The sequence below is a fragment of the uncultured Methanobrevibacter sp. genome (assembly GCF_902801725.1).
Taxonomy (GTDB): domain Archaea; phylum Methanobacteriota; class Methanobacteria; order Methanobacteriales; family Methanobacteriaceae; genus Methanocatella.
This window is the reverse complement of record NZ_CADCJB010000007.1, coordinates 45202-70559: the sequence shown is the minus strand read 5'-3', so window position 1 is coordinate 70559 and position 25358 is coordinate 45202. Positions and strand designations below refer to the sequence as shown.

Sequence of the window (25358 nt, the reverse complement as noted above, 5' to 3'; positions counted from 1 at the left end):
TTATGGCAATTCTAACTATAGGTCTTTTAAAACAAATAATTACTAACATATCTGATGAGTATGAAGTTGAATATGATAAAAAGGAAATTATCGTTCCCCTCGAGGACAAGATTGAAATAGACATAGATGCCAAAATGTTGATATTGAAGTAAATCCACAGTCCTGCTTGAAATGCGGCAAAAAACACATGCATTACTGTTTACTGTATTAGAAGAGATTGATCAACATGGCTTAGCAGGTATAGATATGGACTATGAAAAATTGGGTCGGAATAGGCAAGCTGAAGCAGATAATATTAGTGAAGAAGCAAATATCGTGAAAGAATATAAAGTTGCATTTGATGAGGGGTTGACATTAATCTCAAGTGGTGTTGCTGAAAAGGTAATGATCGATATGGAAAATAGTTGGTAGCAGCTTAACAGTATCTGGAATAAGTTAAAGTATTGCTTATGGTGCAGTTAAATTTGGAAAAGTTTGTGTTTTTGCATGTTCCAGTTATACTAGTTGACTGGTATACGTAAGTTTTTCTAATATGATGATTAGTTAAAAGAATAATGTCTGAAAAAGAGGTAATTTTTAGCATATTTTTTTACTAACCTAGACAACAGGAGATATGTTATAATTATTAATCCATTATTTTTTTTCTATTGAACAATTCTTCATTCGAATCATGATTAAATCTCTTTTTGAAGAAATTTTTTAAAGTAGATGCATTGTTCTATTTTTTCCTATTAAAGTTATGATTTGAGGGATATGATTAAATTTTAAGAGTTTAATCATATCACTTTTCATTTGAAAATCAATATTTCCATCAATAACCTATTTTTTACTTTTCAAATGCTCTCTTAGCAAACCATTAAATATTTAATAAAAGATAATATTATTTGTTAAATACTTTGATTAAGTGTTTAAATTGGTTATATACAATTGACAATAAAAGGTAATATAATGAAATTTGCACATTTAGCAGACACTCATTTGGGTTATCGTCAATTTGGTTTAATTGAACGTGAAAAAGACTTTTATGAAGTGTTTGAAAAGATTATAGATAATATAATTGAAGAAAAAGTGGACTTTGTAATTCATAGTGGAGACCTATTTGAAACCGCAAGACCATCTCCGATAGCTCTTTTAACCTTTCAGAAAGGATTGCTTAAGCTTAAAGGTGCTGGAATTCCTATGTATGCAATAGCAGGAAACCATGATATTGTAATGCGTAATGACTCTATCCCGCCTCAGGTTATCTTTAAAAAGTTAGGTTTAAAAGTAATCAGCCCTATCAATACATCTTATATGCATGGAGATATTTTCATTGCGGGACTGCCGTTTTATCCGTCATCCCAAGTTAAAAATTTGAAATCCAAATTGGCTGATTTATCTAAAAAGGCAGCCAATCATGATAAATCTATCCTGGTATTGCATCAGGGTATAGACAAATACTTTGGACCGAATTTCGAACTTGAAATTGGAGATTTGCCGGATAATTTCAATTATTATGCATTGGGTCACATTCATAATTATATCAATGATAATTTTGGAAAAGGAAAATTGGTCTATCCGGGTTCCAGTGAAGTTTGGAAAACTAATGAACTGAAGGATTATAAGGAAAACGGTAAAGGTTTTGTAATTGTTGACTTCGAAGGTCCAAAACCTGTTGTTAAAAGGGTTAAAGTGGATATAGCACGTACATTCATTGAAAGATCACTTGATTACTCTAATCTTGAAAGTGGAATTTCAGGTTTAAAAGAGACAATTCAAGGATTCGATAAAAAACCGATTTTGGATTTGAATATTAACAATGTGGAATCAGACACCAACAGAGTTTATGAGATGATTAAGGAGGAACTTGGTGACCTGTCCCTTATGATTAGACCTACATTTAATATGGCCGGTGAAGATGATTTGGATGTTATAATCAATCAGACAGATTCATTAGGTCCCGATGAACTTTTAAAAGAACAGTTGGATAGTTATGGTGAAGAATCTGTTACCAGATTAGGTCTTGATTTATATCATTACTTGTCAAAGGATAAAATCGAAGAATCAGAAGACATATTGAAACAGTTCTTCGACGATCATTACCATGTTGAAATCGAAGATGTGGAAATGGATATTGAAGAAATCGAAGATAAATCAGATGAAAAACCGAATGTTCAAGTTACATTTAAGGAGGTTTTAGAATGATTTTCACAAAATTAAAGTTAATCAACTTCAAATCTCATCAAAACACTGTAATCAATTTTGAAAAAGGAATCAGTGTTATTGTGGGTGAAAATGGTGCTGGTAAATCCACAATTTTAGAAGCAATCAGTTTTGCTTTATTTAAACAACACACAGCTAAAAAAATCGATGATTTGGTTCGCAATAATGCAGATTCAATGACTGTTGAACTGGAATTCAGCTCAAATAATAGGGAATACAAAATTATCCGTGAAAAAAAATCAATGTTGAAATCTTCAATATACAAGAAAACTTCAAATGATGGCGGATTTGTACACATTTGCACAGGCGATAAAGAAGTGGCTAATGAAATTAGACAAATCCTGGACATTGATTCAGATTTATTCCTTAATGCAATATACATCAGGCAGGGTGAAATTGCAGATTTGGTAGATAAGACTCCTGCAGACAAAAAAGAATTAATTGCAAAATTGCTGGGTATTGATTCTTTGGAAAAGGCATGGAAAAACTTATTGCCTTTTATCAATGTTTATGAAAATCAATTGGCTGAACTTAAGGGTAAATTATACAATTCTGAAGAATTAAAAGAAGAATATTCTAAAAGAAAAGCGGAACTGGATGCTCTTAAGGATAGGGGCCATGAACTTGAAGAACAAATAGAGGATGTGACCAAGTCCCTCAAGGACATTTCCGAAAGTAAAAGGAATATGGAAAGAGAAAAGGAAATTTATGAAACTCAAGTTAATAATCTTGAAAATGAGGAAAAAACATTATCCAAACTGGAAGAAGATAAAAGAATGGTTCAGGACAATCTCGATAAGATTAATGATGCTGAAGAACAAATTACCAGACTGGATAAGTATGTTTCAAAATTGGATGTTTATCTTGACTTTGAAAAGTCTGTTTCCAGCATTCAAACATTAAAAGAGCAGGAAATCGAAATCAACAATAAACTTGACTCAATATCCGCTCAAAAGGAAATCATTAAAGATAAAAAAGAGGAATATAATAAGTTTCTGGCATCTGATGAAGAAATCAATAAACTGAATAATCAAAAAATCAATCTTGAAAAACAACTGGCCACAGCAGCCAAGTTGGAAAAAGATAAAAAAGAACTGCTTTTGAAAATTGAAAGCGAAAGAAATGACATTGAAGAATTCTTCTCAAGGGCAAAAGATAAATTGTCAGATTACGGCATGTCACAGGATATATTGGCAGATGTCGATAACTTCAACGACATCGAAAAAGTTACAAACAATTATATCAGTGAAGTTTCTGAAAATATCGAGAAATTATCTGAGGATATTGTTTCTAAAAAGGAAAATCTGGTTGAATATAAGCAGAATATCAAATCAGCTCAGAAACCTTTAAAAGAATTGGATGAAGCAGATAATAAATGTCCTGTCTGTCAGTCAGACATTAGCTTAGATCAGAAAAAGCATTTAATCGAAGGATATGAGTCAACAATCAGTGAAAATGAGAAATTGATTTTAGAAGCTGAAGAGGACATACAATTATTTGAAAAAAATAAGGAAAGTTTCGAAGATAAGCAATCCAAACTTCAGGAATTATCTAAACGCATCGTGGAATATAAACAGAAATTCGTTCATCTTGAAGGTGAATTGGTCAAATTGAATGAAATAGATGAAAATCTTGAATCTAAAGAGTACATCACTGATAAATTGGGAGAGCTTATACTTGTCATTGCCCGAGAAAGAGAAGCTAAGGAAAGTTATAAGGAATCATATGATGAATATGTTCAAGCTCAAGGTGCTTTGGAGGTTCTGGGCAGTGAAACTGAAGCTCAATACAAGTTAAACCAAGTTGATAATGAAATTGACAATCATGTTACAAACATTAAGTTGGCTATCAATCAGGATCCTCACCTTAGCGGTGAAATCAGCACTGTTGAACTTAAAGACCGCATTGATGATTTGAAAAAGAAAAATGAAGAATTTAATCAGCTTAAAGGTTTTGTTCAGAATAAAAAATCTTTGATAACTCAACTTGATTCTATTAAGGAAGACATTGGTGTTTCTAGAAATCAAATAGATATCATTCAAAACAAAATTGACGCATCTTTGTATGATAAGGATAAATACGAACAAATCATTTATCGCTCAGAACTATATGAAAGACGTCAGAATACCTTTAACAGTGAACTTTCAGAAATTAAGGGTCAGGCACGTGAATCAATATCATATATAAAAGAGCTAAATGAAAAAATCGTTACCGCCGACAGGTTTAAAAAAGAGTATGACAACCTGGAAAATTATATTATGATGCTGAAAAACATCAGAGGATTGTACGGCAAAAATGGTGTTCAGAAGGATTTAAGAAATATTTCAAGACCTTTAATCCAGAAACACACAAAAGAATTCTTTAATGAATTCAACTTCAACTATTCCGATTTGACTTTGGATGATGAATATAACGTTACTGTCTATGGTCCTGAAGGTGAATCTTCAATGACTATGGTTAGTGGCGGTGAAAAAATAGCTATTGCATTGGCCTTAAGATTGGGTATCACCCAAGCGATTTCCAAAGGCGAATTGGATACAATATTATTGGATGAGCCAACAATTCATTTGGATAGCTCCAGAAGACATGAATTAATTAACTTATTAAAAGACATGTCCCTATTGCCTCAAATGATTATTGTTACTCATGAAAGTCAGCTTGAAAATGCTGCTGACAATATAATAAAAGTTGATAAAGAAAATGGTATTTCAAAAGTCATGATGTAAATATCATTACTCTTTTATTTTTTTTTTACATAGTTTCATGGGCATTTTTGATGGCATCAACAATGCAGTTCGCATTCCATCCGACAATGGTTGCCGCTTTTTCTTCAAGGATTTCAGGAACTTCTTCCAGTCCGTATGGCCTGACTAATATGATTGGAATGCTGTACTTTTCGCCAGCGTTCAGAAGACTTTCAAAAACTTCCTTGTTGTCGTTGTAAAGTCCTGCTAACAATATGATTCCGTCGACTTTTTTATAAAATTCCTCTCCTGCAATGGAGTAATCTCCGGATATTGATTCTTTCCATAAAAAGTCAACTTTTGAGAATAATTTTTCTGTGAATTGTGCATATTCCTGATTTTTGTCAAAACCGTTGCTTATGATGAGATTGTAAATTTTATCGTCTTTTTCATCTTCAAACATTTTATCACCTTGCTTTTATTATACTTATTATTATATAAAAGAATTTGTTTTACAAAATATTTATTAGTTTTAAAGTAGTTATGTAATGTATAGAACTATTTATACAAGGAAATTTTTATGAAGGCTGCTGTTATTGGATTGGGTGTTGAAGGAAAAAAAGCAGTAACTTCTCTTTTAAATCATGGATGGGAAGTTTATGCTACTGATTTGAATATTAATGTTGATTTATCCGGTTTAAATTTACCTCGCTTATCTATGAATATGTTGGATGGCGAACAGACCGTTTCAATTGTTGGAGATAATTTGACTGTCGACCTGGGATTTACAAATTCATATGCTATTGAGCAATGCGATGCAATAGCTATTAGTCCAAGCATGTTTGGAGGAGCATTTGCTGAAAGATTGCTTGAAGACGGAGATTTGTTGAGTGATGTTGTAACAGGGCACAAGGACATATTCACAATTGGAATTACAGGAACAAACGGAAAAACCACCACTGTTCATATGCTGAAGAATATTTTGGAAAATGCAGGAAAAAAAGTTTTAGTTGGAGGAAATGGTGGTGGCGGATTTTCAGGTTACTATGATTTAATTTTGGAAGCAGATGAAGGGGACTATGATGTATTGCTTGTTGAAGTTTGTGATATGACCCTTGACTTCTGCAGATATTGCTTTGATTTCGACTATATTGGTCTTACAAACATAGGCAATGATCATATGGATGTTCACAAGACCATAGCAAATTATAAAAACTCTTTAGTTAGATTTTTTGAAGGCAAAACAATATTCACTGCTTTTAATCAGGATTTCAATAGTGATTTCAAAGAATCAGCAAACAAATACATTCCCTATTTTGAATACCAGGATGAACTGCAGGTTTTCGGTAAATTTAATTTGCTTAATGCTGGTTTGGCTACTGCAATTTCAAGGGAGTTGAAGGTACCGAAAGACATTATTAGAGATACTCTTTTCAACTTCAAGGCAGTTCAGGGAAGATTGGATGTCTATAAAATTAATGATGCATCCATTTATGTTGGAAAAACTGACAATTCAGATGCTTTGGCTTCAATACTGTCTGAAAGAGATTTTTATGCTCTATTTATCGGCACCCCTCGCCACAATGAAGAGCACAGGCTGGACATTTTGGATGTTGCAGTTGATTATAATCCCGAAGTAATAGTCCTGTTCCCTGGCCTTGATGACACGCTGGATATTGCTATTTATAGATTAAATTCTTTAGGTTATGAAGGGAATATCATCACAGTCAATTCTCTTGATGAGATTATAGAACTTGTTGCCGAATATTCTCATGAGGATGCAATTCTCATAGGGGGCAACGGGCAGGATGTCATAATTGACATTCAAGAAAGAATTAAATTAATTTCTGAAAAATTGTCATAAAAAGGACAATGTATATATATTATGTAAAATATAAAAAGTAATGTTATTTAATTTATGGTGTATTATAATGAGTAAAAGTTGGAGAAGTAAATCAATAACAATATTTTTCGTATTGTTTTCTGTTTGTATTCTTTTATTTGCATTCACATTTGTAAATAGTACTCCTTACACTGGTCAATCCATTGCCGAAACTTATGATATAACTGTTGGGCAATCCATCTTTACTGGAGAATCTATCTTGGGTGAAAACCAAACTATTGGAGTTCCATTCCTATCTAATATAGGTTTTATAGGCCATCAGATTATGGCATTTGATCTTCATGGGATTCTCATGTCTCTTTCAACTGGTGTAGTTCCATTTGATTTTACAACTGTGTCAAGTGAAGGAATTGATTCGTATGGAAAAGCTGTAGGTATCGATGGACCGGGATATATTACTTTTGAAGGAGATAAATTGGCTGTTAAAGGACCAGATGATTATGTTTGGGGATATAGTGCACCATCAAAAGTTTTAACTAAAACCTCTTCAGGTGTTGATTTAGTTGAAGACGGTAAAGTTTTAAAATCTATTCCTGCCAAAGAAATTAAAAATTTAAATTTCTCAAGTGAGTATTTCAATAATGACACTATTGTAAGCTGGTATAATTATGATGCTCAAGTAGGGGACAATTTTACTATTGATAAAGGTATGGCAGGATTTTCAGATGGAAGAAAAGACATTAATGCCAGTGATGTTCCTCGTATTTTCGGACAAGATGTTGTAGACTATGCTTCTGAATACCCAACAGGTTCACCGATCTTGTTGTATTCTGGTAATTACACAGAACAAACTGGTGGACAAGGATCAACTACTTTTGATTCACACCCTGAATATGGGGATGCAATTAGGGAAGTTAATGCACATCAATTTGTAGAAGCATGGAACGGAACTGTCATACCACCAAATTCCACAAGCAGTGGTAAGGATTATGTTTATTTTGAATCCGCAAATGATGCTTCAGCTCCAGGTGGAAGTGCGGCACACGGTGTATGTCCTCCTGCAAGAGCTTTAAGAGATGCAGCATTAGCTGAAGGATTTGAAATGCCTGTAGGTCTTACTTCAGATGAGAGTGCACTATTATTTGGTTACAATCCGGCAAGCGGTGTTACTGTAACTAATACTCATGATTATCCTGTTAAAATTAACATGTGGACTGAAGGTGAAGGCGTAGGTATGGGTATTTACTGTAGCTTTACAAGATATATTCCAAAATAAATATATCTTCTATTTTTTTTTATTTTATGTCAATTTCAACAATTATTACGGCTGCCGGAAAGAATTCCCGTATGAGAAAAGATCAGATTTCCCGCAACCTTGATTTAAAGAATAAACTTATTTTACCATTCAACAATAAAACCGTTTTGGAGACAACAATTGACAATGCATTATCTGCAAATACTGATGAATGTATTGTGGTACTTGGTCATTATGCTAGTGAAATAAAAGAAGCACTTGGCGATAATTATGAAGGTCGTGTCAAATTTGTTGAAAATAATCCTGTTGATGTAGGTTTATCTAAATCTCTTTTTAATGGTCTGTCAAATTCTAACTGTGATTATTCACTGTGCATAACAGGAGACCAACCTACAGTATCGACTGAAACTTTTAATAAAATGATTGAAACTAGTCAAAATGCGCAAAATCCTGAAAAAACAATATCAATTTTAAGAAGAAGAAAAACAGGATTGCTTGATACTGCAGAAGGACTGGGCATGCCATTTGTAGCTCATAGAAAAAATTTAATGGGTTATTTGGAAAATGAGGATGACAATTTAAATCCTATTCTCAGAAAGATATTTGCTGACGGTTATGTGTTTTATGGAATAAAAGAAAAAAATGAAAAAGAATTGTTAAATATTAATCATTATGAAGATTATTTAAATCTCCTAGATTGATTCTAAACCTGATATAACTTCTTCTATTTTGGCTGCGCTGATTCCAACAGTCATTTCATTATCTTTAATGTCTGCTGCTTTTCTTGAACCGTCACATCCTAGTGTGAAGTTAACTCCGTCTGAAAGATAAGGGTTTGAAAATGCATCTCCACATAATGATTGAATTCCCGCAAAGGAAGGAGTGATTTTTTCACCTGTTTTATAGACAATACTTTGCGCAAGTTTCATTCCGCCAACAGGTTCTGTTATGATTTGAATCACGTCAGCTTCAAAATCTGCTTCGTCTAAAGGTGCGTAAACAATTCCCCAGTGTTCATCTTCAATGATTGAAAGCTGGCTTGTGAGTTTTTTAGCAGTTTCTAAATCTTGAAATCTTCCTAAAGAGAAATATTTTTCACCGTTTGCCAATTTTGGTGGCATATCCCTCAGTCCAATGGCTCCTGCTCCACCTAAACACATTTGCTCTTCTAGGGTGGAGTAAAATTTGCTGCCTAAGGATGCTTTTCTAACCATTTCGCAGTGTCTTATTTTTTCATCAATCAAGTCATAACCTTCTAAAAGGTCGTCTTCGGTTTTGATTAATTTCATTGCAACAGGTTTTGCATCTAATTTAATTTTGCTTTCGATAACCTCGCAATATTTTTGATTTTTCTCTAAATTAGTCATAGATAACACCTATTATTATATTGCATTAAGGAATTTTAAAGTCTTTTGTTTTATTATCATTGTTTTTACAGAATGTTCTAAAATCGCATGCTGTACAGGTTCTATCGTCAGCTTCGGCTTTCCATGCATCCTGAATTTTGCACCCTTTCATTTCGTTAATCATTGACTCTTCAATATTATAAACGACTTCATCGAATTTTTCAAGTGATTTGTTAATTTCTGTAGAATCAATATTTATAATCCGAATTGATCTGTCCAATTTAAATTCATTGCTTAATTCAGGGGCCTTGTCATCTTCCTGCCATCTGTCGATTAATTCAAAGTCATCCCTGTACTTTTCAAGTGTTTCATCATCAATCAGGCCATTTTTCACTTCATCTTTAATTAGCATCAGGTCTTCTTTTGATGGAACAAGTTCATTTAGATAAAATATGATTCCTGCGAAGATGGAATTGGCATCCTCTTGCTGTGACCTGAGCCATGAATATGTTAGTATCTGCTGTTTGTGGCTTTCCCATTTATTTTCTGCTTTGGGGTTGTCCACTTCTATGGGAGGCCTTTTCATGCCTTTGTAATCAATTATTATCTCGTAGTCATCATCTCCATTGGAATTTCTTATTCTCTCTTGAAAATCCTTATTTTTCTTTAAAATTTCGATAATCATATTGTTGTAGTTATCCAAATTGCTTTGTTCGAGGGTTTTATTAATTTTCATGGATGTCAACACGTCAACAACACCGTTGATTCCATAATAATTGGACCTGCTTCTTTTTTCATCATATTTGGGCATGTTTCTTATTCCTTTAATTAGAAGCTCTGAAGAGTCAATCAAAGGGAATAAATGTTTTCCCCAGATGTTGATGGCCTTTTCAGCTCTTGCACTGGCCAGTTTTTTATGGTCATGTTCATTCAGATTTTCAATGTCATGGTTGGTTGTGCTGAAAAACAGGTCTTCGTCGTGAGGATAAAGTCCTCTTGCCTGCAGTCTCAAGTCTATTTGCTCTTCAATAGGTCTGATGTCATCAAGCCAGTTCCAGGGGAATTCTGTTTTTTCCTGTTTCCATCGGATGAACGCTTCTTCCATTACTCCATGAATAAATTCTCCAAACCATCTTTGAACTGGCTTTGATGGAGGTAAAGTTCCCTTATTCTGGTATCTGTATTGGAGATTGCATGTTAGGAATGACAACAAATCTCCTGTTAAGCTGTATTCCGGAATCATATATGCTTTTGATCTTGAAGGTAATTTCATAATTAATCTCCTATATCAGGTAAATTTCTTTAAATCCAATATATTTTTCATCTCTGCTCCAGCCAAGAGCGATATTTGGTATGTCAAAATGGTCATTTTTCTTGTTATAACCTTCTATCGCCTGGTTAAGACCGACTAATAATAATACGCTCTCTGCTCTTGAAAATGCAACAAAATAAAGTCTTGTCACATCATCAAATGACCTGTCCTTTTCACTTCTTGTATTTTCGCCCAGTATGCTGTGCTGTCTTACAGTATCTTCGATTGTTGTTCTGTCTGGAAGTGATTTCGGAAATCTCAGACGTTGTGTTCTGATGTCATTCGTTTTAAATCTGGATCCTACATCCACAATGACAAGCGGAAACTCCAATCCTTTTGACTGGTGAATCGATAAGACATTCACCCTATTGTCAGGCAATGTTTCCAAAAGTGATTCATCAATGCTCACTCCTCCTGTTGAAAGTGGTATGAATATATTCCAGATGGCTTCAAGAACTGATGCCCGTTCTTGATGAGGTGATTTAAATGAAATTGTGGAATGGTAATCATTGAAGAATCCTGTTTGTGTAATCGATTTGGTAATGGCTTCAAGATATACTATTCCTTCCACATCGTCCTGCAGCTCTTCAATCCAGGTTGTCAGCTTGTATGCAAGTTCCATCAGGCTTGCACTTTTTGGCCAGTGCTGTTCCACTCCATTGACTGTTTCGGGATAAGGTCTTCTAAGCTGCCAGCGTGTTACAAAATCATTTAGTGAAACCGGTTCATGTGGTTGGGGATTTAATTTGATGTAATCCTTTGCTTTATATCTCCATCGTAGCATGTTTCTTTTTGCCAGATTAGGAATTGTTTTGTCTGAGTTTTGAATGCTTCCCTCAGGGTCAATACATTCTAGAATAAGTCCGCAGAATATTCCAACGGAATCTATATCTTGCAGGTCAATTCCTCTTGGATTAAACATTTCAATAGGATTTCTAAGTCTTTTTAGATTTTTTCTAAGGTGATGAAGAAATGAACGATTTCCGTATTGCATCTCTTTTGGTGAATATGATAAAATTGCTATGTCTGAAGCGGATCCGTAATCGCCATCCAATTTAAGTTTTATTTTCTTTTCCTTTTTGCCGGCTTTTATGGATTCATGTTTAATTTTTTGCAGATTTGCGATATTGATTGCACCATTTACTTTTCTATAGTATTCCTCATTTAAAACTTGCAAGACCTTTATTTCGCTTTCTCCTTTGTTGACTAAATTGTCTATTAGCCGTGACAAGTCTCGGGCTAACATTTCAGGATTGTTTCTAAACATTCCTAAAATGGGCATCTTATCTCTATCGAAGTCAGGGGCAATAATTTTCGGTTTGTTTTCCACTCTTGCATGTTGATATTCGTGGTCAAGCTCTGCAAATTGATTGCAATGGTTTATAATATTTTCTGTTGACCTGTAATTTGTTGTTAGGTTGATTTCATCTACATCAATTCCCAATCTTTCTTTTACTCGTGTTTTGTAGTTTGTGAATAAGTCAACGGTTGCTCCTCTAAATCTATAAAGTGATTGGTCATCGTCCCCAACCACAGTAATGTTTCCGTCATTTTCCAGTGCAGATTTGGCTATTGTAAAGTAGATGTCTTCTTGAATTAGATTTGTGTCCTGATATTCATCTATAAGGACAATCTTAATTTCATCTAAAAATAAATCCAATTCTCCTCCTTTTAGTTTTTTAAGGAATTCGGATTCAAGCATTGCAAAATCTATTGTGTTTCTATTTTTAAGGGTTGTTTCATATTCTTTAATGCAGTCAAGAGCCAATCTCAATCCGCTGTTTTCCTGTGTTTCATCATATAATTCCTCAATATCGACTTGGTCATAAAAGAGCCTATTTTTCATTTCCATTAATATTTCGCTCATTTTGGAAGGTTCTTCAAGTTTGGGTTTGCCGCTCAGCTCTTTTAAGTATTCAACAAGATTTGCATTAAGATACTTTTCATCTTTAATGAGAATTTTAATCATTGCTGAGTTTGCGACAAATTCTTCAATAACAATCGATTGGTTTTCTCCGGGTTTTTTGTTTTCTCTAAGCAGCTCTTCAGCTATGCTGTCTGTTGTTCCGATTATTATCTGGTTAAAATCGATTCTTTCTATTTTTGCAATTTTTTCACTGGACTCAAAACTGTCATCAAGGTATTTCTCCTCGAGATGCTTTTTTATTTGGTCTCCCCATCCTAAAATTCTTGAATACAATTCATCTGCCGCTTTTTTTGTAAATGTTGTAGCTAAAATCTCTGAAGGATTCACATCATCAACAAAAATGTATTTCAATATTTTCAATACCATTACTGTCGTTTTTCCGGATCCTGGTCCTGCAACTATAAAAAGGGATTTGTCGGCTTGAGATAAGATTGCTTTCTTTTGTTGTCTGTTTGAAGAAATGTCTCTTTTAAGTATATTTACAATGACATCCTCAAATTCATCATATGAAATCATTTTTTCCCCCGTAATCTATAATTATTAATTTATATCATTATGTTATTAATATAGTAAGTGAGAGAGCATTTGAAAAGTATTCATGGAATTTAATAATATCTGTATGAAATTTTTTTTCGATAAGTTTTTATTTTATAATTTTGAAATATAAGTGTGTGAAGGTTTTAACCTTCCATAATATGCATATTAAAGTTAGGGGATTTTTTCTTCTAACTTTTTTTTCTGTTTTTTAATCTTCAATAGTGTTCAAATGCTCTCTGATTATCTTTAAATTATATAAAATAAATATAATAATAAATGACTGTGATTTAACAAAAAGGATAAATCAACATTGTTGTCTGAATCTTTAGGATTATTGAATTTATTGAGGTTCTGCTCATTTGAGTGAATTTACAGTGAGGAGGTAATCTCAATGTCTAAAGATTTGATTTTTTAAAATTTAAGGAATATAAATTTCGTTGTTTTTAGTGGGAAATTATGTCGGATTCTAATAATATTGATATGTTCAAAAATGATGTTCGCTTTAGGGATAATATAGCTCATGTGGAGACTATTCCTGCTAAAAATGCTAGTTTTAAGAAGATAGACAATTTGAATGATAAGATTGTTGACTATCTTGAATCCAAAGACATGAAATTATATGAGCATCAGGCCGATACATACGAAGCAATTAAGGAAGGGGAACATGTAATCATTACAACTCCAACTGCTTCGGGAAAGACTTTGGCTTTTAATTTGCCTATTATGGAGACAATGATTGAAGATAATGACGCTACAGCATTGTATATCTACCCTGCTAAAGCCCTTTCTAATGATCAGCTCCATGTTTTGGAAAATCTTGAACGGGAACTGGACATAAAAATCAATCCGCGAACTTACGATGGGGACACTCCAAGAGAAGACAAAAGGGGAATTCGTGAAAAGTCACGCATTGTATTGACAAATCCATATCAGCTGCACCTAATATTGTCCTGGCATCATCAATGGTCACGATTTTACAGAAATTTAAGGTATATTGTAATTGACGAATCACATTATTATAAAGGTGTTTTCGGATCCAATGTGGCATTTTTGATTAAGAGGCTGAAAAGAATAGCCAACTTTTACGGTTCCTATCCTCAGTTTATCTTATCTTCCGCCACTCTTGCAAATCCTTTGGAACTTGCCAATAGATTGACCGGTGAAGAATTTAAGTTGGTTGACAATGACACCTCTCCAAGCGGTGAAAAAGATTTTATTTTGTATAATCCCTTTAAAAATTACCGGAGAAATAAGGTCAATATGCAAAATGCCCCTTCAGTGCATATGGAAACTGAAAACATATTTCTCTATATGATGCTTAAAGAGATTCAAACGTTATGTTTCACTGTTTCAAGAAAAACAACTGAACTGATTGCAATGTGGGCTAAAAAGGACATGACCCAGATTAAGGGAAAACTGGCCCATAGGATTGCAGCTTATCGGGCAGGATACAGACCGGAAGAGAGGCGTGAAATAGAAGACGGCCTTAAAAGCGGAAAATATTTGGGCGTTACATGTACCAATGCATTGGAGTTGGGAATTGACATAGGGTCTCTTGATGCTGTTATAATTTCAGGATATCCTGGAACCATGATTTCCACATGGCAGCAGGCAGGAAGAGCAGGCAGAAGTTCCCAGAAGGCACTGGCCATTTTAATCGCTTTTGAAAATCAGCTTGACCAGTATTTCATGAACAATCCGAAATTCTTCTTTGATAAGCCTCATGAAAATGCAATCATTGATTTGACCAATCCTATTTTGCAGGAGGCCCATTTGCTGTGCGCAGCTAAGGAATTGCCGATAAAGTATGGGGAAGTTGAAAAATACTTCAAAATCAGCGATGAGATACTCGAGGAATTGGTGTCCAAAAAAGATTTGCACATTAATGCCCGAGGGGATTATATGTATCCATATGATGACAATCCTGCAATGGACCACTCTCTAGATCAAATTTCAGGTCAGGAATTTAAGATAATGAACAATGGGACCTTGCTTGAAACGATGGAGAGGTCTCAGGTTTATAGGGAAGCTCATGAAGGTGCAATTTTAATCAACAAGGGGGATACTTATGTCGTAAACAGCGTAAGTTTATCGAGGGGCTTTGTTAATGTTAACCAAAAAACGGTTGATTACCATACGATGGTTCTAAACAAAACGGACATTAACATTAGGAAGAAATTGTCCAAGACAAGATATGGAAATCTCACGATTCATTTCGGTGAGCTGACAGTAAGTGAAGATTACTTCAAATATAAAAAAATGCAATTCTCAAAATCTGTTGGAACTTATCCGTTGGATTTGCCTCCTTTGAAATTCAATACGAAGGGATTATGGTTTACAATTCCAAAAAGTGTCAAAGATACTCTTGAAGACATGTTTCCAAATGAGGAGGAAGTTTTTGCCGGAGGCCTTCATGGGGTCGAACATGCTTTGATAGAACTTTTCCCGTTGCATACTATGTGTGATAGATTTGATATTGGTGGATTGTCAACAAACTATCACGAAGATACTCAGGAAGCGACAATTTTCATTTATGATGGGTATGAGGGAGGAATAGGAATATGTGAAAAGGCATCTGACGTCTTTGTCGATTTGCTGAAATCCACTTTGGATCTGCTTAATAATTGCAGTTGTCAAAGCGGTTGTCCTGCCTGCATATACTCACCTAAATGCGGCAATGACAACAAGCCACTTCATAAGAACGCAACCAAATATATTTTGGAATACATGTGTAAATTAATATCCAATGAGACTGTTGCCAAAAAAGAAGAAGTCAATGAAGAAATAAGCAATAAAAAACAGGTAAATGAAGATGATGCGCAATTTAATGATGCATTGGATTTGTACAACCAGAATGATTTCTCCCAAGCAAAGGATATATTGAATAATATTCTGATTTCCAATAAAAATCATGTGGATTCCATTGCGCTGATGGCTCAGATATTATACCTTCAGGACCAGAAGGATATATCAAGAATGTTTGTAAAAAGGGCGTTGGCTATTGATAAGGCAAATGAAATGGCAAATGAGCTTGATGTATTATTGAATAATAGGCAACCAAGCATTAGTCATGAAGTACATGTTGAAATAAGTACTGTAGATGATGAGGAAGTTTTATATGAAGAAGCCTATGATTTATATGAGCAGGGAGATTTGGATACTGCATCTGAAATCTTGGAAAAGCTTCTGGATTTTGACAGCAAAAACTCAGAAGCGTTGGCCTTGATGGGCCTTATATATTATCATTCAGGAATATATCCGAAAGCTGTCGAATACTTTAAAAAAGCGTATAAAATAAATAAGAATGGTGAAATGGTTAAAGAACTAAAGATGAGGGTGTATTAGGATTATTTTCCATAAGGGCTGAAACCTTCTTCAAAGTGGTTTCTGACGTTTTCAAGTTCAGTTGGAATATCTATTTTTTGTGTACAGAAGTCAATGCAGGTTTCGCAATATGTGCAGTCGTCAGCAGGCACTTCTTCATCACATAATTTATCATAGTACAATCTGTAAATGTTGGATTGGGGCTGATTTTTACTTGAATTGTATACGTGGAAGTACTTTGAAATTGGAATTTCGGATGGACATTCTTTTATGCAATATCCGCATTCACTGCATGGAACGGCAAGTGTTGAATAAAGTTTATTGGCCATTTCGGAAAGGAATTCACGTTCTTCACTGGTTATAGGTTCGAAATTTTCATAGGTGTCGCAATTGTCCAGCAAATCGCTCATTTTGCTCATGCCGCTTAAAACCATTTTAACGTTTTCAAGTGATGCGCAGAATCTTATTGCAAGACTTGCTATTGATTTGTCTGGGTTGAATTCTTTAAAATCATTTTTAATTTCATCGCTGACGTTTACGATTACTCCTCCTTTTAATGGTTCCATTACATAAACATCAAGACCATGTTCCACACATAAATCATAGCATTCATGAGCTTGGATGTTTCGGTCTTCCCAGTCGAGAAAGTTGAGCTCCAATTGGACGATATCTAGAAAATCACCATATTTGTCAAGCAACTCTTTGAGAAGATTGGCATTGTCGTGAAAACTGAATCCAATTTTTTTAGCTTTTCCGTCCTCTTTCATTTTTTTGATATATTCAAATCCGTTGTGCTCTTCGGCCAGTTTAAGCCAAGGGACATTAATATTATGCATGAAAAATACATCAAAGTAATCGATTCCCAATCTATCAAGCATTTCATTAACGTATTTGTCGTTGTCTTCGCTTGAGGTCAGTGCCCATGTCGGCATCTTGTCACATATCTTATAGGATTCTCTAGGATATCTTTCAACTACTGCCTTTTTAATGGCGATTTCACTGGCACCATTATGATAAGCATAGGATGTATCGAAGTAGTTAAATCCTTTTTCCATATAGATGTCTACCATCTGATTGAATAATTCCTGATTTATTGATGTTGGGTCATTTTCATCGGTTTGAGGAAGTCTCATGCATCCGAAACCAAATTTAGATTTGTAAGTCATTAGCATCTCTCCTAGTTAATACTTTTTGTTCCAATATATTTAAATGTTGTCAGATGCAACATAAAATTATTTCTTTATAAAATCAATTATTACTTGGTTATTGCTTCAATATTAAATAGGTTTATAAATAAACAAAACTAAATTTAACATATTAATATTATATTATTAGGAGATACAAAATGCATGAATTATCAATGGCTCAAGGCATTATCAATGCAGTAATCGACACTGCTGAAAGTAATAATGCAACTGAAGTTAATGAAGTTACTATCGAACTTGGCAGATTGGCTATGGTAAATCCGGAACAGCTCAAATTTATTTTGGGAGTTCTTGTTGAAAACACTATTGTGGAAGATGCTGAAATTAAATTTGAAGACATTCCAGTTGAAGTGAAATGCTCCGAATGTGGATTCCATGGAGATGCAATACTCGATGATAAAGACCATTATGCTCCTATGGTAAGATGTCCGGAATGTGATAGTCTTGCAGTTGAAATCCTTAATGGACGAGATATTGTTGTTAAAAATATTGTTATAGAAAAACCTGATGATAATTAAACAGATAGAGGTGTAAATATGCATCAAGTAGCTGATGTAGAAGTTGCAAAAAATATTATGGATGCTAATAAAAGATTAGCTGATAAAAATTTAAAAAATTTAGAAGATAAGGAAATTTTCTGTGTTGATTTTGTTGGAGCAATCGGTTCCGGTAAGACAACACTTATTGAAGAAATTATTGACAATACTGATTATAATATAGGCGTTCTTGCAGGGGATGTAATCTCCGAGTTTGATGCAGGACGTATTGAAAAGCATGATGTGCCTGTAGTTGGTTTGAACACTGGCAAGGAATGTCATTTGGATGCACACCTTGTAGGTCACGGACTTCATGATTTGCCGTTGGATGACCTTGACATTATTATCATTGAAAATGTGGGCAATCTAATTTGTCCTGTTGACTTTGAATTAGGTTCACACATGAGAATCGTTGTTGTAAGCGTTACCGAAGGTGATGACACAGTAGAAAAACACCCATTGATATTCCAGACATCAGATGCAGTTGTTATTAATAAAGTTGATTTGGCAGAAGCTGTAGGTGCAGATGCCGATAAAATGGTTGCAGATGCCAAAAAATTAAATCCTAATGTAAAAATTATCAAGTCCAGCCTTAAAGAGGGCACTGGATTGGATGAAATTATCAAAGCTATTGATGAAAAGAAAAATAGTTTATAAGTTAACTTAAAAGCGGTGGTTTCATGAAAGTATGGATAGATATATCAAATGCTCCTCATGTAAGATTTTTCAAGGATGTAATAAAATATCTTGAAGCTGAAGGTGAGGATGTAATAGTTACCGCAAGACAATTTGGGGATATTCATAAATTAATGGACATGTATGATATTGATTTTATATCAGTCGGAAAGCATGGCGTAAGTTTATATGACAAATTGAGGGAAAGCACATCAAGAGTCTATAATCTTGTTGATGTTATTCATGATGAAAAGGTGGATGTCGCCCTTAGCAAGCATTCCATTGAACTTCCTAGAATCTCATTCGGTTTAGGAATTCCAAGTTTGTACGTTTTAGACAATGAGCATGCACTGGCAGCCAATAAGCTAACCCTTCCATTATGTGACAGAATCATCACTCCGAATATAATTGACATGTGGAAACTGATGAAATTTGGAGCTGATCCAAACACTATCATATCCTATGATGGAACTTCCGAGTTGATGCACTTTAAAAGTTTTGAATATAATGATAATGTTTTCAATGATTTGGACCTTGATTTGAAACATCCTAAAACAATACTTATGAGGCCAGAACCGTCTCTTGCTTCATATTTGGATGCCGACTGCAGAAAATCAGTCTTGTCCCCTATTGTGGATGAATTGAAAAATGTTGCCAATATTTTAATTCTTCCAAGATTCAAGGAACAGGCTGAAATATTTGAAGGTATTGAGAATGTTTCAATATTGAAGCCACCGGTTGACACATCAAGCATTATTAAAAAATCTGATTTGGTGATTGGTGCTGGAGGTACAATGAATAGGGAAGCTGCAATCTTGCAGACTCCAGTTATTTCCTGTTATCCTGGGGAAACATTGTCTGTTGATCAATATTATATCAATAAAGGTTTGATGTATAGGTCTAATGATTCTGAAGATGTTATTAATAGGGCACTTGATTTTATTGTCAATCCTCATGAAAAGATTGACGTAAAAACTGATGATTTATTCCAAATAATTATTGATAATCTTTATGATTTGGCAAAGAATGGTAAATAATTATTTATAGTAATACTTTCAATATAGTATATTATACTTAATTTTAATTTTTTGGGCTGGTAGCTCAGATGGTAGATCGTCGCCTTGGCATGGCGGAGGCCCCGGGTTCAAATCCCGGTCAGTCCATTTATATTTTAAAAATAAATAAAGATTGTGATTAGAATATGTTATTAATTGCTCAAAATCATTTACAATTGATTGTAGAAGTTGCAATAATGCTATTTGTTATATGGGTCTTTACCCTTAATTTGATTCCATTATCCCTTAGTGTGGTAACTTTTTTATCATTATTCTTGATGGGTGGTTTTACACTTCTTTTCGGTGCGGACATTGCATTGCTGGTATTATCATCAAGTCAGGCAGAATTTACTCACCCATTTGGGCCAATAGCATTACTTGGAACCGTAGCCGCATTTGCTTCGCTAAAAGTAATGAAGGAATCGGGTGTAGATATAAGGCCCCTTAGAAGATTTGTAATATTATTCACTATAGGTATCACAGTATTTGGTGGATTGATGCACAGATCTTTCTTGATTTTATGGATTTTAGGTTTATTCTTAGGTTATTTAATAATTTCAAAATCTTTCAGAGAAAAAACAGTATTGACCAGTAAACGAGTCTTCATGTTTGCAGGAGCTGCAATATTAGGTTTGATTTCACTTGAATTGTTATCCAGATTAACTGGAATGACAATTTTCTCTCCGCTTTTAAGATTGGGTAGGATTGAGCAATACTCACTTTCAAGTATTAAAACTGTATTAAATAATATTCAATTAATAGGACATAGCGGTAAGGCTTCTTACTGGGGTATTGAAGGAACAGCCTTCGCTGAAGGTTATATTACATTGCCAATGCAGTTTGTTTTATTCTTCGGATTGCCGTTCCCAATGTTTTTCGGTATATTGGTAAACCAAAAAGATACAATCGATTATATGCTTCCTGGTCTTTTCGGGTATGGTTTTGACTTTGGATATTTAGGTCTGGTCGGATTGATGATATTCACATTAGGAACTATTGTAATAGGCCTTAAAGTTTTAACCATGTACAGAGAAAAAAGAGAGAAAAACAATAAGAAGTACCTTGGTAGGGAAGTATTGTTAACTGGTGCGTTAGCTGCATTTTGTGCTCAGTCTTTAATTGGTGTATTTGTATTTAACAGAACAATCAATGGTATGGCATTATTAACATTCATTTTCATAGGCACATTCATTTTGGCTAATGTGGTCACACTTAAATCAAGAGCTTAGGGGGAGTTATATGAAAGCATTAATATTACTTGGATGTCCTGAAACTCCATCACAAACTCCGATGGCAGTTTATGTTTTCAATAAATTGAAAAAAATGGGATATGATACTACAATTGCGGCAAATCCAGCTGCTTCTAAATTGGTTAAAGTCTCCGACCCTGAAGGATATTATGAGCTTAAGTTAGTAGATTTGGAAAGAACTTTAGGCGAAATTAATGAAGGAGATTATGATTTATTGGTTGGTTTTGTACATAAAGATGCTGCTGCTTCATTCTTTGTTACCTTTGATCAAATCCTGAACACCAAATCCCTTGCACTGGTATTTTCAAGGGATATGGATGAGGTTGAAGAATTTGTCAATATGATAGAGGAAAGTGGAAGCAATGCTAATATTCAGGCTGTCAGAGCATTCCATAATCCGTCACCAATTAAAGTAAAATTCGATAAAGCGATAAAGGAGTTTGAATAGAATGTCTTTTTGTTTAGATACCTACCTTCAACAGTCTGATAACTATGAAATCCATGCTTCAAAGGCAGGATTCAAAGACTGTGCAATGATTATTAGATTCAAGGCCGATGATGTGGTATATATAAAACCTGGAGATGAAGTCCTGGGTGTAAGAGTTATTGGAATTCCACCAATACCAATCGGTTTTGACCATAAAAAAGGAACTGTTTTTCTTCCGTATACAAAGCCATGTCATGGAACATCTGTTGTTGAATTGCCAATAGATGAAGAAGAAGTTGAAAATATAAGAAAATTAGACACTGGGAATAAAAAATGAAGTCAACAGTTGTTGGAAGTTTTCCAGTTGAAGTGAAAGAGCCTTCTTCAACAAAAGATAAATTATTAAGTGCATTTGGAGCACATGACCCTTTTAAAGAAGCTATTAAAAGTAGTGTTGTCGCTCAACTTGATGCTGGAGTGGATATCATTTCAGACGGTCAGGTGAGGGGTGACATGGTTTCTATTTTTACAAGTTATATTCCTGGAATGAAAATTGAGGATGGTAATACTGTAATCGTTTCTAAAATTAGAAATCCTTCTCAAGAAATTTCTGTCAAAGACTTGCAGTATGCAAAAAAGGTAATGAAGGATTATTATGGTGGCAACATTCCTGAAGGCAAAGGTATTAAGGGAATTATTACCGGACCGAATACTATTGTACATTCTTCAAGAATCCAGTTTTTTTACAAAAACAAAGAGGATGCAATCATTGATTTGGCACATTCTCTTAAACATGAAGTTGATGCAATAGCAAAAAAGGTCAAGCCTGTGTATATTCAAATTGATGAACCGTTTTTATCAACTGGGATGGTAGATATGAAAGTGGCTCGTGAAGCTATTGATATCCTGCATGATGGATTGGAGGTTCCATTAGCAATGCATGTCTGTGGTCTTTTGAATGATGCGTTTAAGGATATTTCTAAATTCAATGTGGACATATTGGATTTTGAATTTGCCGGAAATGATGTTAATTTGGATGTTCTTGAAAAAAATGCTAATTTGATTAATAATAAAAAGATTGGTTTTGGATGTGTTGACTCATCAGTAAATGAAGTTGATGATATTTCGGATATTGATTATTTGGTTTCAAAGGCAGTTGATATTGTAGGTAAGGATAATCTGCTTTTAGATCCTGATTGCGGTTTAAGAAGAGCACCAAAAGACGTCGCTTTTGAAAAATTAAGATTAATGAATCAAATTAAGGACAAATACAGTTAATCTGGTATTATGGACAAAAAGCTTAAAATTGTTATTGTAATTGTTTTACTGCTGGCTTTGGCTTATGCTATTTTTTATTTGACTGATTATTCTGAAGCTGAAAGTACAGCAAAATCCCTGTTGAATGGAACTGAAAATGTTTCTGTAGTTAAAGAGGATTATGGTTTATTTGTCAATGGAATGGGTAATGATACTTTAATGATTTTTTATCCGGGAGCTAAAGTTGAATATACTTCTTATCTTCCATTGTTGGTTGAACTTGCTGACGGAGGTATTGATGTCGCTTTGGTTGAAATGCCACTAAATATCGCATTTTTCGGTAAAGATGCTGCAGGTTCGATAATGAATTCAACCAATTATTCTAATTATATTCTGGCAGGACACTCCTTGGGCGGTCTTACGGCTGCTGAATTTCAAAACAATTCTGCTAAAGGTGATGCAGTAATCCTGTTGGCGGCTTATCCTAAAAACAAAGTGAACGTGCCTGTCTTATCTATTTATGGTTCTAATGATGGTGTATTGAATGGAAAAGCCTATAATGAGTCAAAAACATTGATGAGTAATTTAACTGAAATTATCATTCCTGGCGGAAACCATGAGCAATTTGCCTACTATGGAAGTCAGACAGGTGATGGCATAGCCAATATCACTCCGGAAAATCAGCAAAATAAAACAGCGGATGAAATTTTGAAGTTCACTGATGATTTGTTTTAAAAAAGAGTTTTTTAGGAAATGTGATATTTCCTAAGTTATCTATATTCATGTTTAAAGTTTTTATCATATAGCTTAGATGGGTTAAAGTCCCCAGGGTCTAACACATCTCCCACCACAATCATTGCAGTCTTTGTTATATTGGCATCTTTTACTTTTTGTGCAATATTATCGAGGGTTCCTTTAATTATTTCTTGGTCTTTCCAAGTGGCCTTTTTCACAACTGCAATTGGGGTATCTTTTTCATACCCTACCAACAGTTCTTCAACTACTTTGTCAATCATGCCTATTCCAAGGAATATGCACATTGTTGCATGGTGTTTTGAAAAACTGGCAATACTTTCGCCTGCAGGTTTTGGTGTTCTTCCTTCAGGGCGGGTGATAATAACGCTCTGTGAAATTTCAGGCAAGGTCAGCTCAGCTTCTAGAACACTGGCAGTACCAAACAGTGAACTTACTCCTGGAATGATTTCATATTCTATGTCATGTTTTTTAAGTTCTCGGATTTGCTCACCGATAGCACCGTAAATTGAAGGATCGCCTGTGTGTACACGAGCTACCAATTTGCCATCGTTAACTGCTTCAGTTATTATTGCATCAGTTTCTTCTAGATTCAAATATGCGCTATTGTGAATTTCACAATCTTCTTTTGCAGGATTTAGAACTTCTTTATTAACAAGTGAGCCTGCATAAATAATAACATCTGCTTTTTCGATTACGTTTCGGCCTTTGACAGTTATTAAGTCTGGGTCTCCAGGTCCTGCACCAATGAAAATTACTTTTCCTTTCATGGTATTATCTTTTAGTTCAAATATTATTTAATTATTATGTATTAAGATTGACTTTAAATTTTAATAAACTTTATTAATATCTAAAATAATTAAAAAATATGGATAAAAAAGGTTTTATTTCAATAGAATATTTATTTTCAATCTTTATTTTACTTATAATTGCTCTTGGATTATTATTTTTCACATCGGCATCAATAGAGTCAAGTAAAAATATTGAAAATAATGTCCAGTATAGATTGATTTTGGACCATGTGGCGAGTATCATAAATCAGGTCAATTCAAACGGCAACGGCTATTCGATTTATCTTCACTTGGATTCAAAACCCGGATTTTACATGATAACGGTCGAAAAGAATAAATTGACAATTGAATCTTTAAATAGAAAAGGTCAAACGATTGTGCTTCCTTTAAAAATAGATTCAAAATACAAGCTGCATAGCGGAAAAAGCTATTTGGTTACAAAACAGAATGATGGAAAAATTGTGATAAAATGAATGATGAGAAGGGTCAAATCAGTGCAGAGTATTTGCTTTTGATGGGCGTATTGATAATTGTATTGATATTATCGATAATATTTGTAGTTGGTGAAAATGAATTGAATATTGCAATGGGAGCAGCTAGAAACGGTGTAATTGAGGGAATTGGAACGTCTTCGGCGGCATTATATCCAATAGATACATACAATGAATATTCAGATTCGCAAAGTAATCTGATGCAACCCTATTCCGTAGAAGTTGTCAACATTTCGTATTACGAATTGGGAATGGACAATAATTACAATAAGAAAAAGATTCAATTTAGAGTCTATGCTAAAGCATCCGACAAATTCACCAAAAAAGAACGTGATTCAATTGGAGACAGGATTAATTATAACTTAAGAAAATCGATTGCGATATCTTTCAATTCAACTTCGTCCACGAATAAATTATACAATCCGGTTTTTTCACCGCATTATGTTTATACAACAGCTAATATTAAATGGGTATAGCTCAAAAAATAA

23 protein-coding genes and 1 tRNA gene are annotated in these 25358 nt (G+C 34.2%); 18 read left to right on the top strand and 6 right to left on the bottom strand.

Annotated elements, in window-relative coordinates; translation table 11 throughout:
• Positions 1-246: 246 nt before the first annotated feature.
• The 3 genes from QZV68_RS02470 to QZV68_RS02460 all read left to right on the top strand — a co-directional run bounded on the left by QZV68_RS02470 (position 247) and on the right by QZV68_RS02460 (position 4928).
• Positions 247-411 carry a hypothetical protein gene (locus QZV68_RS02470; RefSeq protein WP_296878247.1) on the top strand — a complete coding sequence of 55 codons (165 nt, stop codon included), beginning with the start codon at positions 247-249 and terminating at the stop codon, positions 409-411.
• Positions 412-948: 537 nt separating this feature from the next.
• Positions 949-2184, top strand: coding sequence for a DNA repair exonuclease (locus QZV68_RS02465; RefSeq protein WP_296878246.1), 1236 nt, complete (start codon positions 949-951; stop codon positions 2182-2184).
• A complete protein-coding gene (locus QZV68_RS02460; RefSeq protein WP_296878245.1) occupies positions 2181-4928 on the top strand; it encodes an AAA family ATPase in 2748 nt (915 codons plus the stop codon). The genes QZV68_RS02465 and QZV68_RS02460 overlap by 4 nt, the downstream gene beginning before the upstream one ends.
• Before the next feature lie 25 nt (positions 4929-4953).
• Here the strand turns inward: QZV68_RS02460 and QZV68_RS02455 are convergent, their stop codons facing one another.
• The gene (locus QZV68_RS02455) at positions 4954-5349 is read right to left on the bottom strand and encodes a nuclease (RefSeq protein WP_296878244.1); all 396 of its coding nucleotides are present in this window, start codon (positions 5347-5349) and stop codon (positions 4954-4956) included.
• Positions 5350-5466: 117 nt separating this feature from the next.
• On the opposite strand from QZV68_RS02455, the gene QZV68_RS02450 reads away from it, so the two are divergent.
• The 3 genes from QZV68_RS02450 (at position 5467) to QZV68_RS02440 (ending at position 8685) form a co-directional block, all read left to right on the top strand.
• Positions 5467-6750 (top strand): Mur ligase family protein, encoded by a 1284-nt coding sequence (locus QZV68_RS02450; RefSeq protein ID WP_296878243.1) that lies wholly within the window; start codon positions 5467-5469, stop codon positions 6748-6750.
• A 67-nt stretch (positions 6751-6817) separates the two neighbouring features.
• Positions 6818-8005 (top strand): hypothetical protein, encoded by a 1188-nt coding sequence (locus QZV68_RS02445; RefSeq protein WP_296878242.1) that lies wholly within the window; start codon positions 6818-6820, stop codon positions 8003-8005.
• Positions 8006-8031: 26 nt separating this feature from the next.
• Positions 8032-8685, top strand: coding sequence for an NTP transferase domain-containing protein (locus QZV68_RS02440; RefSeq protein WP_296878241.1), 654 nt, complete (start codon positions 8032-8034; stop codon positions 8683-8685).
• Here QZV68_RS02440 and QZV68_RS02435 read toward each other — a convergent pair.
• From QZV68_RS02435 to QZV68_RS02425, 3 genes are read right to left on the bottom strand one after another with little or no spacing between them, the layout of a single operon-like run.
• Positions 8677-9351 carry a DUF169 domain-containing protein gene (locus tag QZV68_RS02435; protein WP_296878240.1) on the bottom strand — a complete coding sequence of 225 codons (675 nt, stop codon included), beginning with the start codon at positions 9349-9351 and terminating at the stop codon, positions 8677-8679. The two genes, QZV68_RS02440 and QZV68_RS02435, sit on opposite strands and share 9 nt — an antisense overlap.
• A gap of 25 nt (positions 9352-9376) precedes the next feature.
• Positions 9377-10603 carry a PD-(D/E)XK nuclease family protein gene (locus QZV68_RS02430; RefSeq protein ID WP_296878239.1) on the bottom strand — a complete coding sequence of 409 codons (1227 nt, stop codon included), beginning with the start codon at positions 10601-10603 and terminating at the stop codon, positions 9377-9379.
• Between the two features lie 10 nt (positions 10604-10613).
• Positions 10614-13085 carry a DEAD/DEAH box helicase gene (locus QZV68_RS02425; RefSeq protein ID WP_296878237.1) on the bottom strand — a complete coding sequence of 824 codons (2472 nt, stop codon included), beginning with the start codon at positions 13083-13085 and terminating at the stop codon, positions 10614-10616.
• A gap of 477 nt (positions 13086-13562) precedes the next feature.
• Between QZV68_RS02425 and QZV68_RS02420 the strand changes: the two genes are divergently transcribed.
• Positions 13563-16451: a DEAD/DEAH box helicase gene (locus QZV68_RS02420; protein WP_296878235.1), complete on the top strand. Its 2889-nt coding sequence runs from the start codon at positions 13563-13565 to the stop codon at positions 16449-16451.
• 2 nt (positions 16452-16453) lie between these two features.
• Here QZV68_RS02420 and QZV68_RS02415 read toward each other — a convergent pair whose 3' ends face one another.
• Positions 16454-17596, bottom strand: a complete 1143-nt coding sequence (locus tag QZV68_RS02415; RefSeq protein WP_296878233.1) for an aldo/keto reductase — start codon at positions 17594-17596, stop codon at positions 16454-16456.
• Positions 17597-17775: 179 nt separating this feature from the next.
• Between QZV68_RS02415 and hypA the strand changes: the two genes are divergently transcribed.
• From hypA to QZV68_RS02370, 9 genes are all read left to right on the top strand, one after another.
• On the top strand, positions 17776-18153 hold the full coding sequence (hypA, locus tag QZV68_RS02410; RefSeq protein ID WP_296878231.1) for a hydrogenase maturation nickel metallochaperone HypA: 378 nt from the start codon (positions 17776-17778) through the stop codon (positions 18151-18153).
• 18 nt (positions 18154-18171) lie between these two features.
• Positions 18172-18828 (top strand): hydrogenase nickel incorporation protein HypB, encoded by a 657-nt coding sequence (gene hypB / locus QZV68_RS02405; RefSeq protein WP_296878230.1) that lies wholly within the window; start codon positions 18172-18174, stop codon positions 18826-18828.
• A 23-nt stretch (positions 18829-18851) separates the two neighbouring features.
• Positions 18852-19883, top strand: coding sequence for a DUF354 domain-containing protein (locus QZV68_RS02400; protein ID WP_296878229.1), 1032 nt, complete (start codon positions 18852-18854; stop codon positions 19881-19883).
• Positions 19884-19936: 53 nt separating this feature from the next.
• Positions 19937-20009: transfer RNA gene (locus QZV68_RS02395), tRNA-Ala, on the top strand.
• A gap of 38 nt (positions 20010-20047) precedes the next feature.
• Entirely contained in the window at positions 20048-21130 is a 1083-nt protein-coding gene (locus QZV68_RS02390) for a hypothetical protein (RefSeq protein ID WP_296878228.1), read from the top strand.
• 10 nt (positions 21131-21140) lie between these two features.
• Complete coding sequence (locus QZV68_RS02385) at positions 21141-21599, top strand: DUF1890 domain-containing protein (protein ID WP_296878227.1); 459 nt, start codon at positions 21141-21143, stop codon at positions 21597-21599.
• A gap of 1 nt (position 21600) precedes the next feature.
• Positions 21601-21915, top strand: coding sequence for a DUF1894 domain-containing protein (locus QZV68_RS02380; RefSeq protein WP_296878226.1), 315 nt, complete (start codon positions 21601-21603; stop codon positions 21913-21915).
• Positions 21912-22856: a methionine synthase gene (locus tag QZV68_RS02375; protein WP_296878225.1), complete on the top strand. Its 945-nt coding sequence runs from the start codon at positions 21912-21914 to the stop codon at positions 22854-22856. Before QZV68_RS02380 ends, QZV68_RS02375 begins: the two co-directional genes overlap by 4 nt.
• Before the next feature lie 9 nt (positions 22857-22865).
• Positions 22866-23570: an alpha/beta hydrolase gene (locus tag QZV68_RS02370; RefSeq protein WP_296878224.1), complete on the top strand. Its 705-nt coding sequence runs from the start codon at positions 22866-22868 to the stop codon at positions 23568-23570.
• Positions 23571-23605: 35 nt separating this feature from the next.
• On the opposite strand, the gene cobM is transcribed toward QZV68_RS02370, so the two are convergent.
• A complete protein-coding gene (gene cobM / locus QZV68_RS02365; protein WP_296878223.1) occupies positions 23606-24358 on the bottom strand; it encodes a precorrin-4 C(11)-methyltransferase in 753 nt (250 codons plus the stop codon).
• A 98-nt stretch (positions 24359-24456) separates the two neighbouring features.
• On the opposite strand from cobM, the gene QZV68_RS02360 reads away from it, so the two are divergent.
• Positions 24457-24852 (top strand): hypothetical protein, encoded by a 396-nt coding sequence (locus QZV68_RS02360; RefSeq protein ID WP_296878222.1) that lies wholly within the window; start codon positions 24457-24459, stop codon positions 24850-24852.
• Positions 24849-25346: a hypothetical protein gene (locus tag QZV68_RS02355; protein ID WP_296878221.1), complete on the top strand. Its 498-nt coding sequence runs from the start codon at positions 24849-24851 to the stop codon at positions 25344-25346. The genes QZV68_RS02360 and QZV68_RS02355 overlap by 4 nt, the downstream gene beginning before the upstream one ends.
• Positions 25347-25358 lie beyond the last annotated feature (12 nt).

Bases quoted from the DNA above. Each gene is read 5' to 3' on its own strand.
- QZV68_RS02470 (WP_296878247.1), top strand. From the start codon at position 247: ATGGACTATGAAAAATTGGGTCGGAATAGGCAAGCTGAAGCAGATAAT.
- QZV68_RS02465 (WP_296878246.1), top strand. From the start codon at position 949: ATGAAATTTGCACATTTAGCAGACACTCATTTGGGTTATCGTCAATTT.
- QZV68_RS02460 (WP_296878245.1), top strand. From the start codon at position 2,181: ATGATTTTCACAAAATTAAAGTTAATCAACTTCAAATCTCATCAAAAC.
- QZV68_RS02455 (WP_296878244.1), bottom strand. From the start codon at position 5,349: ATGTTTGAAGATGAAAAAGACGATAAAATTTACAATCTCATCATAAGC.
- QZV68_RS02450 (WP_296878243.1), top strand. From the start codon at position 5,467: ATGAAGGCTGCTGTTATTGGATTGGGTGTTGAAGGAAAAAAAGCAGTA.
- QZV68_RS02445 (WP_296878242.1), top strand. From the start codon at position 6,818: ATGAGTAAAAGTTGGAGAAGTAAATCAATAACAATATTTTTCGTATTG.
- QZV68_RS02440 (WP_296878241.1), top strand. From the start codon at position 8,032: ATGTCAATTTCAACAATTATTACGGCTGCCGGAAAGAATTCCCGTATG.
- QZV68_RS02435 (WP_296878240.1), bottom strand. From the start codon at position 9,351: ATGACTAATTTAGAGAAAAATCAAAAATATTGCGAGGTTATCGAAAGC.
- QZV68_RS02430 (WP_296878239.1), bottom strand. From the start codon at position 10,603: ATGAAATTACCTTCAAGATCAAAAGCATATATGATTCCGGAATACAGC.
- QZV68_RS02425 (WP_296878237.1), bottom strand. From the start codon at position 13,085: ATGATTTCATATGATGAATTTGAGGATGTCATTGTAAATATACTTAAA.
- QZV68_RS02420 (WP_296878235.1), top strand. From the start codon at position 13,563: ATGTCGGATTCTAATAATATTGATATGTTCAAAAATGATGTTCGCTTT.
- QZV68_RS02415 (WP_296878233.1), bottom strand. From the start codon at position 17,596: ATGACTTACAAATCTAAATTTGGTTTCGGATGCATGAGACTTCCTCAA.
- hypA (WP_296878231.1), top strand. From the start codon at position 17,776: ATGCATGAATTATCAATGGCTCAAGGCATTATCAATGCAGTAATCGAC.
- hypB (WP_296878230.1), top strand. From the start codon at position 18,172: ATGCATCAAGTAGCTGATGTAGAAGTTGCAAAAAATATTATGGATGCT.
- QZV68_RS02400 (WP_296878229.1), top strand. From the start codon at position 18,852: ATGAAAGTATGGATAGATATATCAAATGCTCCTCATGTAAGATTTTTC.
- QZV68_RS02390 (WP_296878228.1), top strand. From the start codon at position 20,048: ATGTTATTAATTGCTCAAAATCATTTACAATTGATTGTAGAAGTTGCA.
- QZV68_RS02385 (WP_296878227.1), top strand. From the start codon at position 21,141: ATGAAAGCATTAATATTACTTGGATGTCCTGAAACTCCATCACAAACT.
- QZV68_RS02380 (WP_296878226.1), top strand. From the start codon at position 21,601: ATGTCTTTTTGTTTAGATACCTACCTTCAACAGTCTGATAACTATGAA.
- QZV68_RS02375 (WP_296878225.1), top strand. From the start codon at position 21,912: ATGAAGTCAACAGTTGTTGGAAGTTTTCCAGTTGAAGTGAAAGAGCCT.
- QZV68_RS02370 (WP_296878224.1), top strand. From the start codon at position 22,866: ATGGACAAAAAGCTTAAAATTGTTATTGTAATTGTTTTACTGCTGGCT.
- cobM (WP_296878223.1), bottom strand. From the start codon at position 24,358: ATGAAAGGAAAAGTAATTTTCATTGGTGCAGGACCTGGAGACCCAGAC.
- QZV68_RS02360 (WP_296878222.1), top strand. From the start codon at position 24,457: ATGGATAAAAAAGGTTTTATTTCAATAGAATATTTATTTTCAATCTTT.
- QZV68_RS02355 (WP_296878221.1), top strand. From the start codon at position 24,849: ATGAATGATGAGAAGGGTCAAATCAGTGCAGAGTATTTGCTTTTGATG.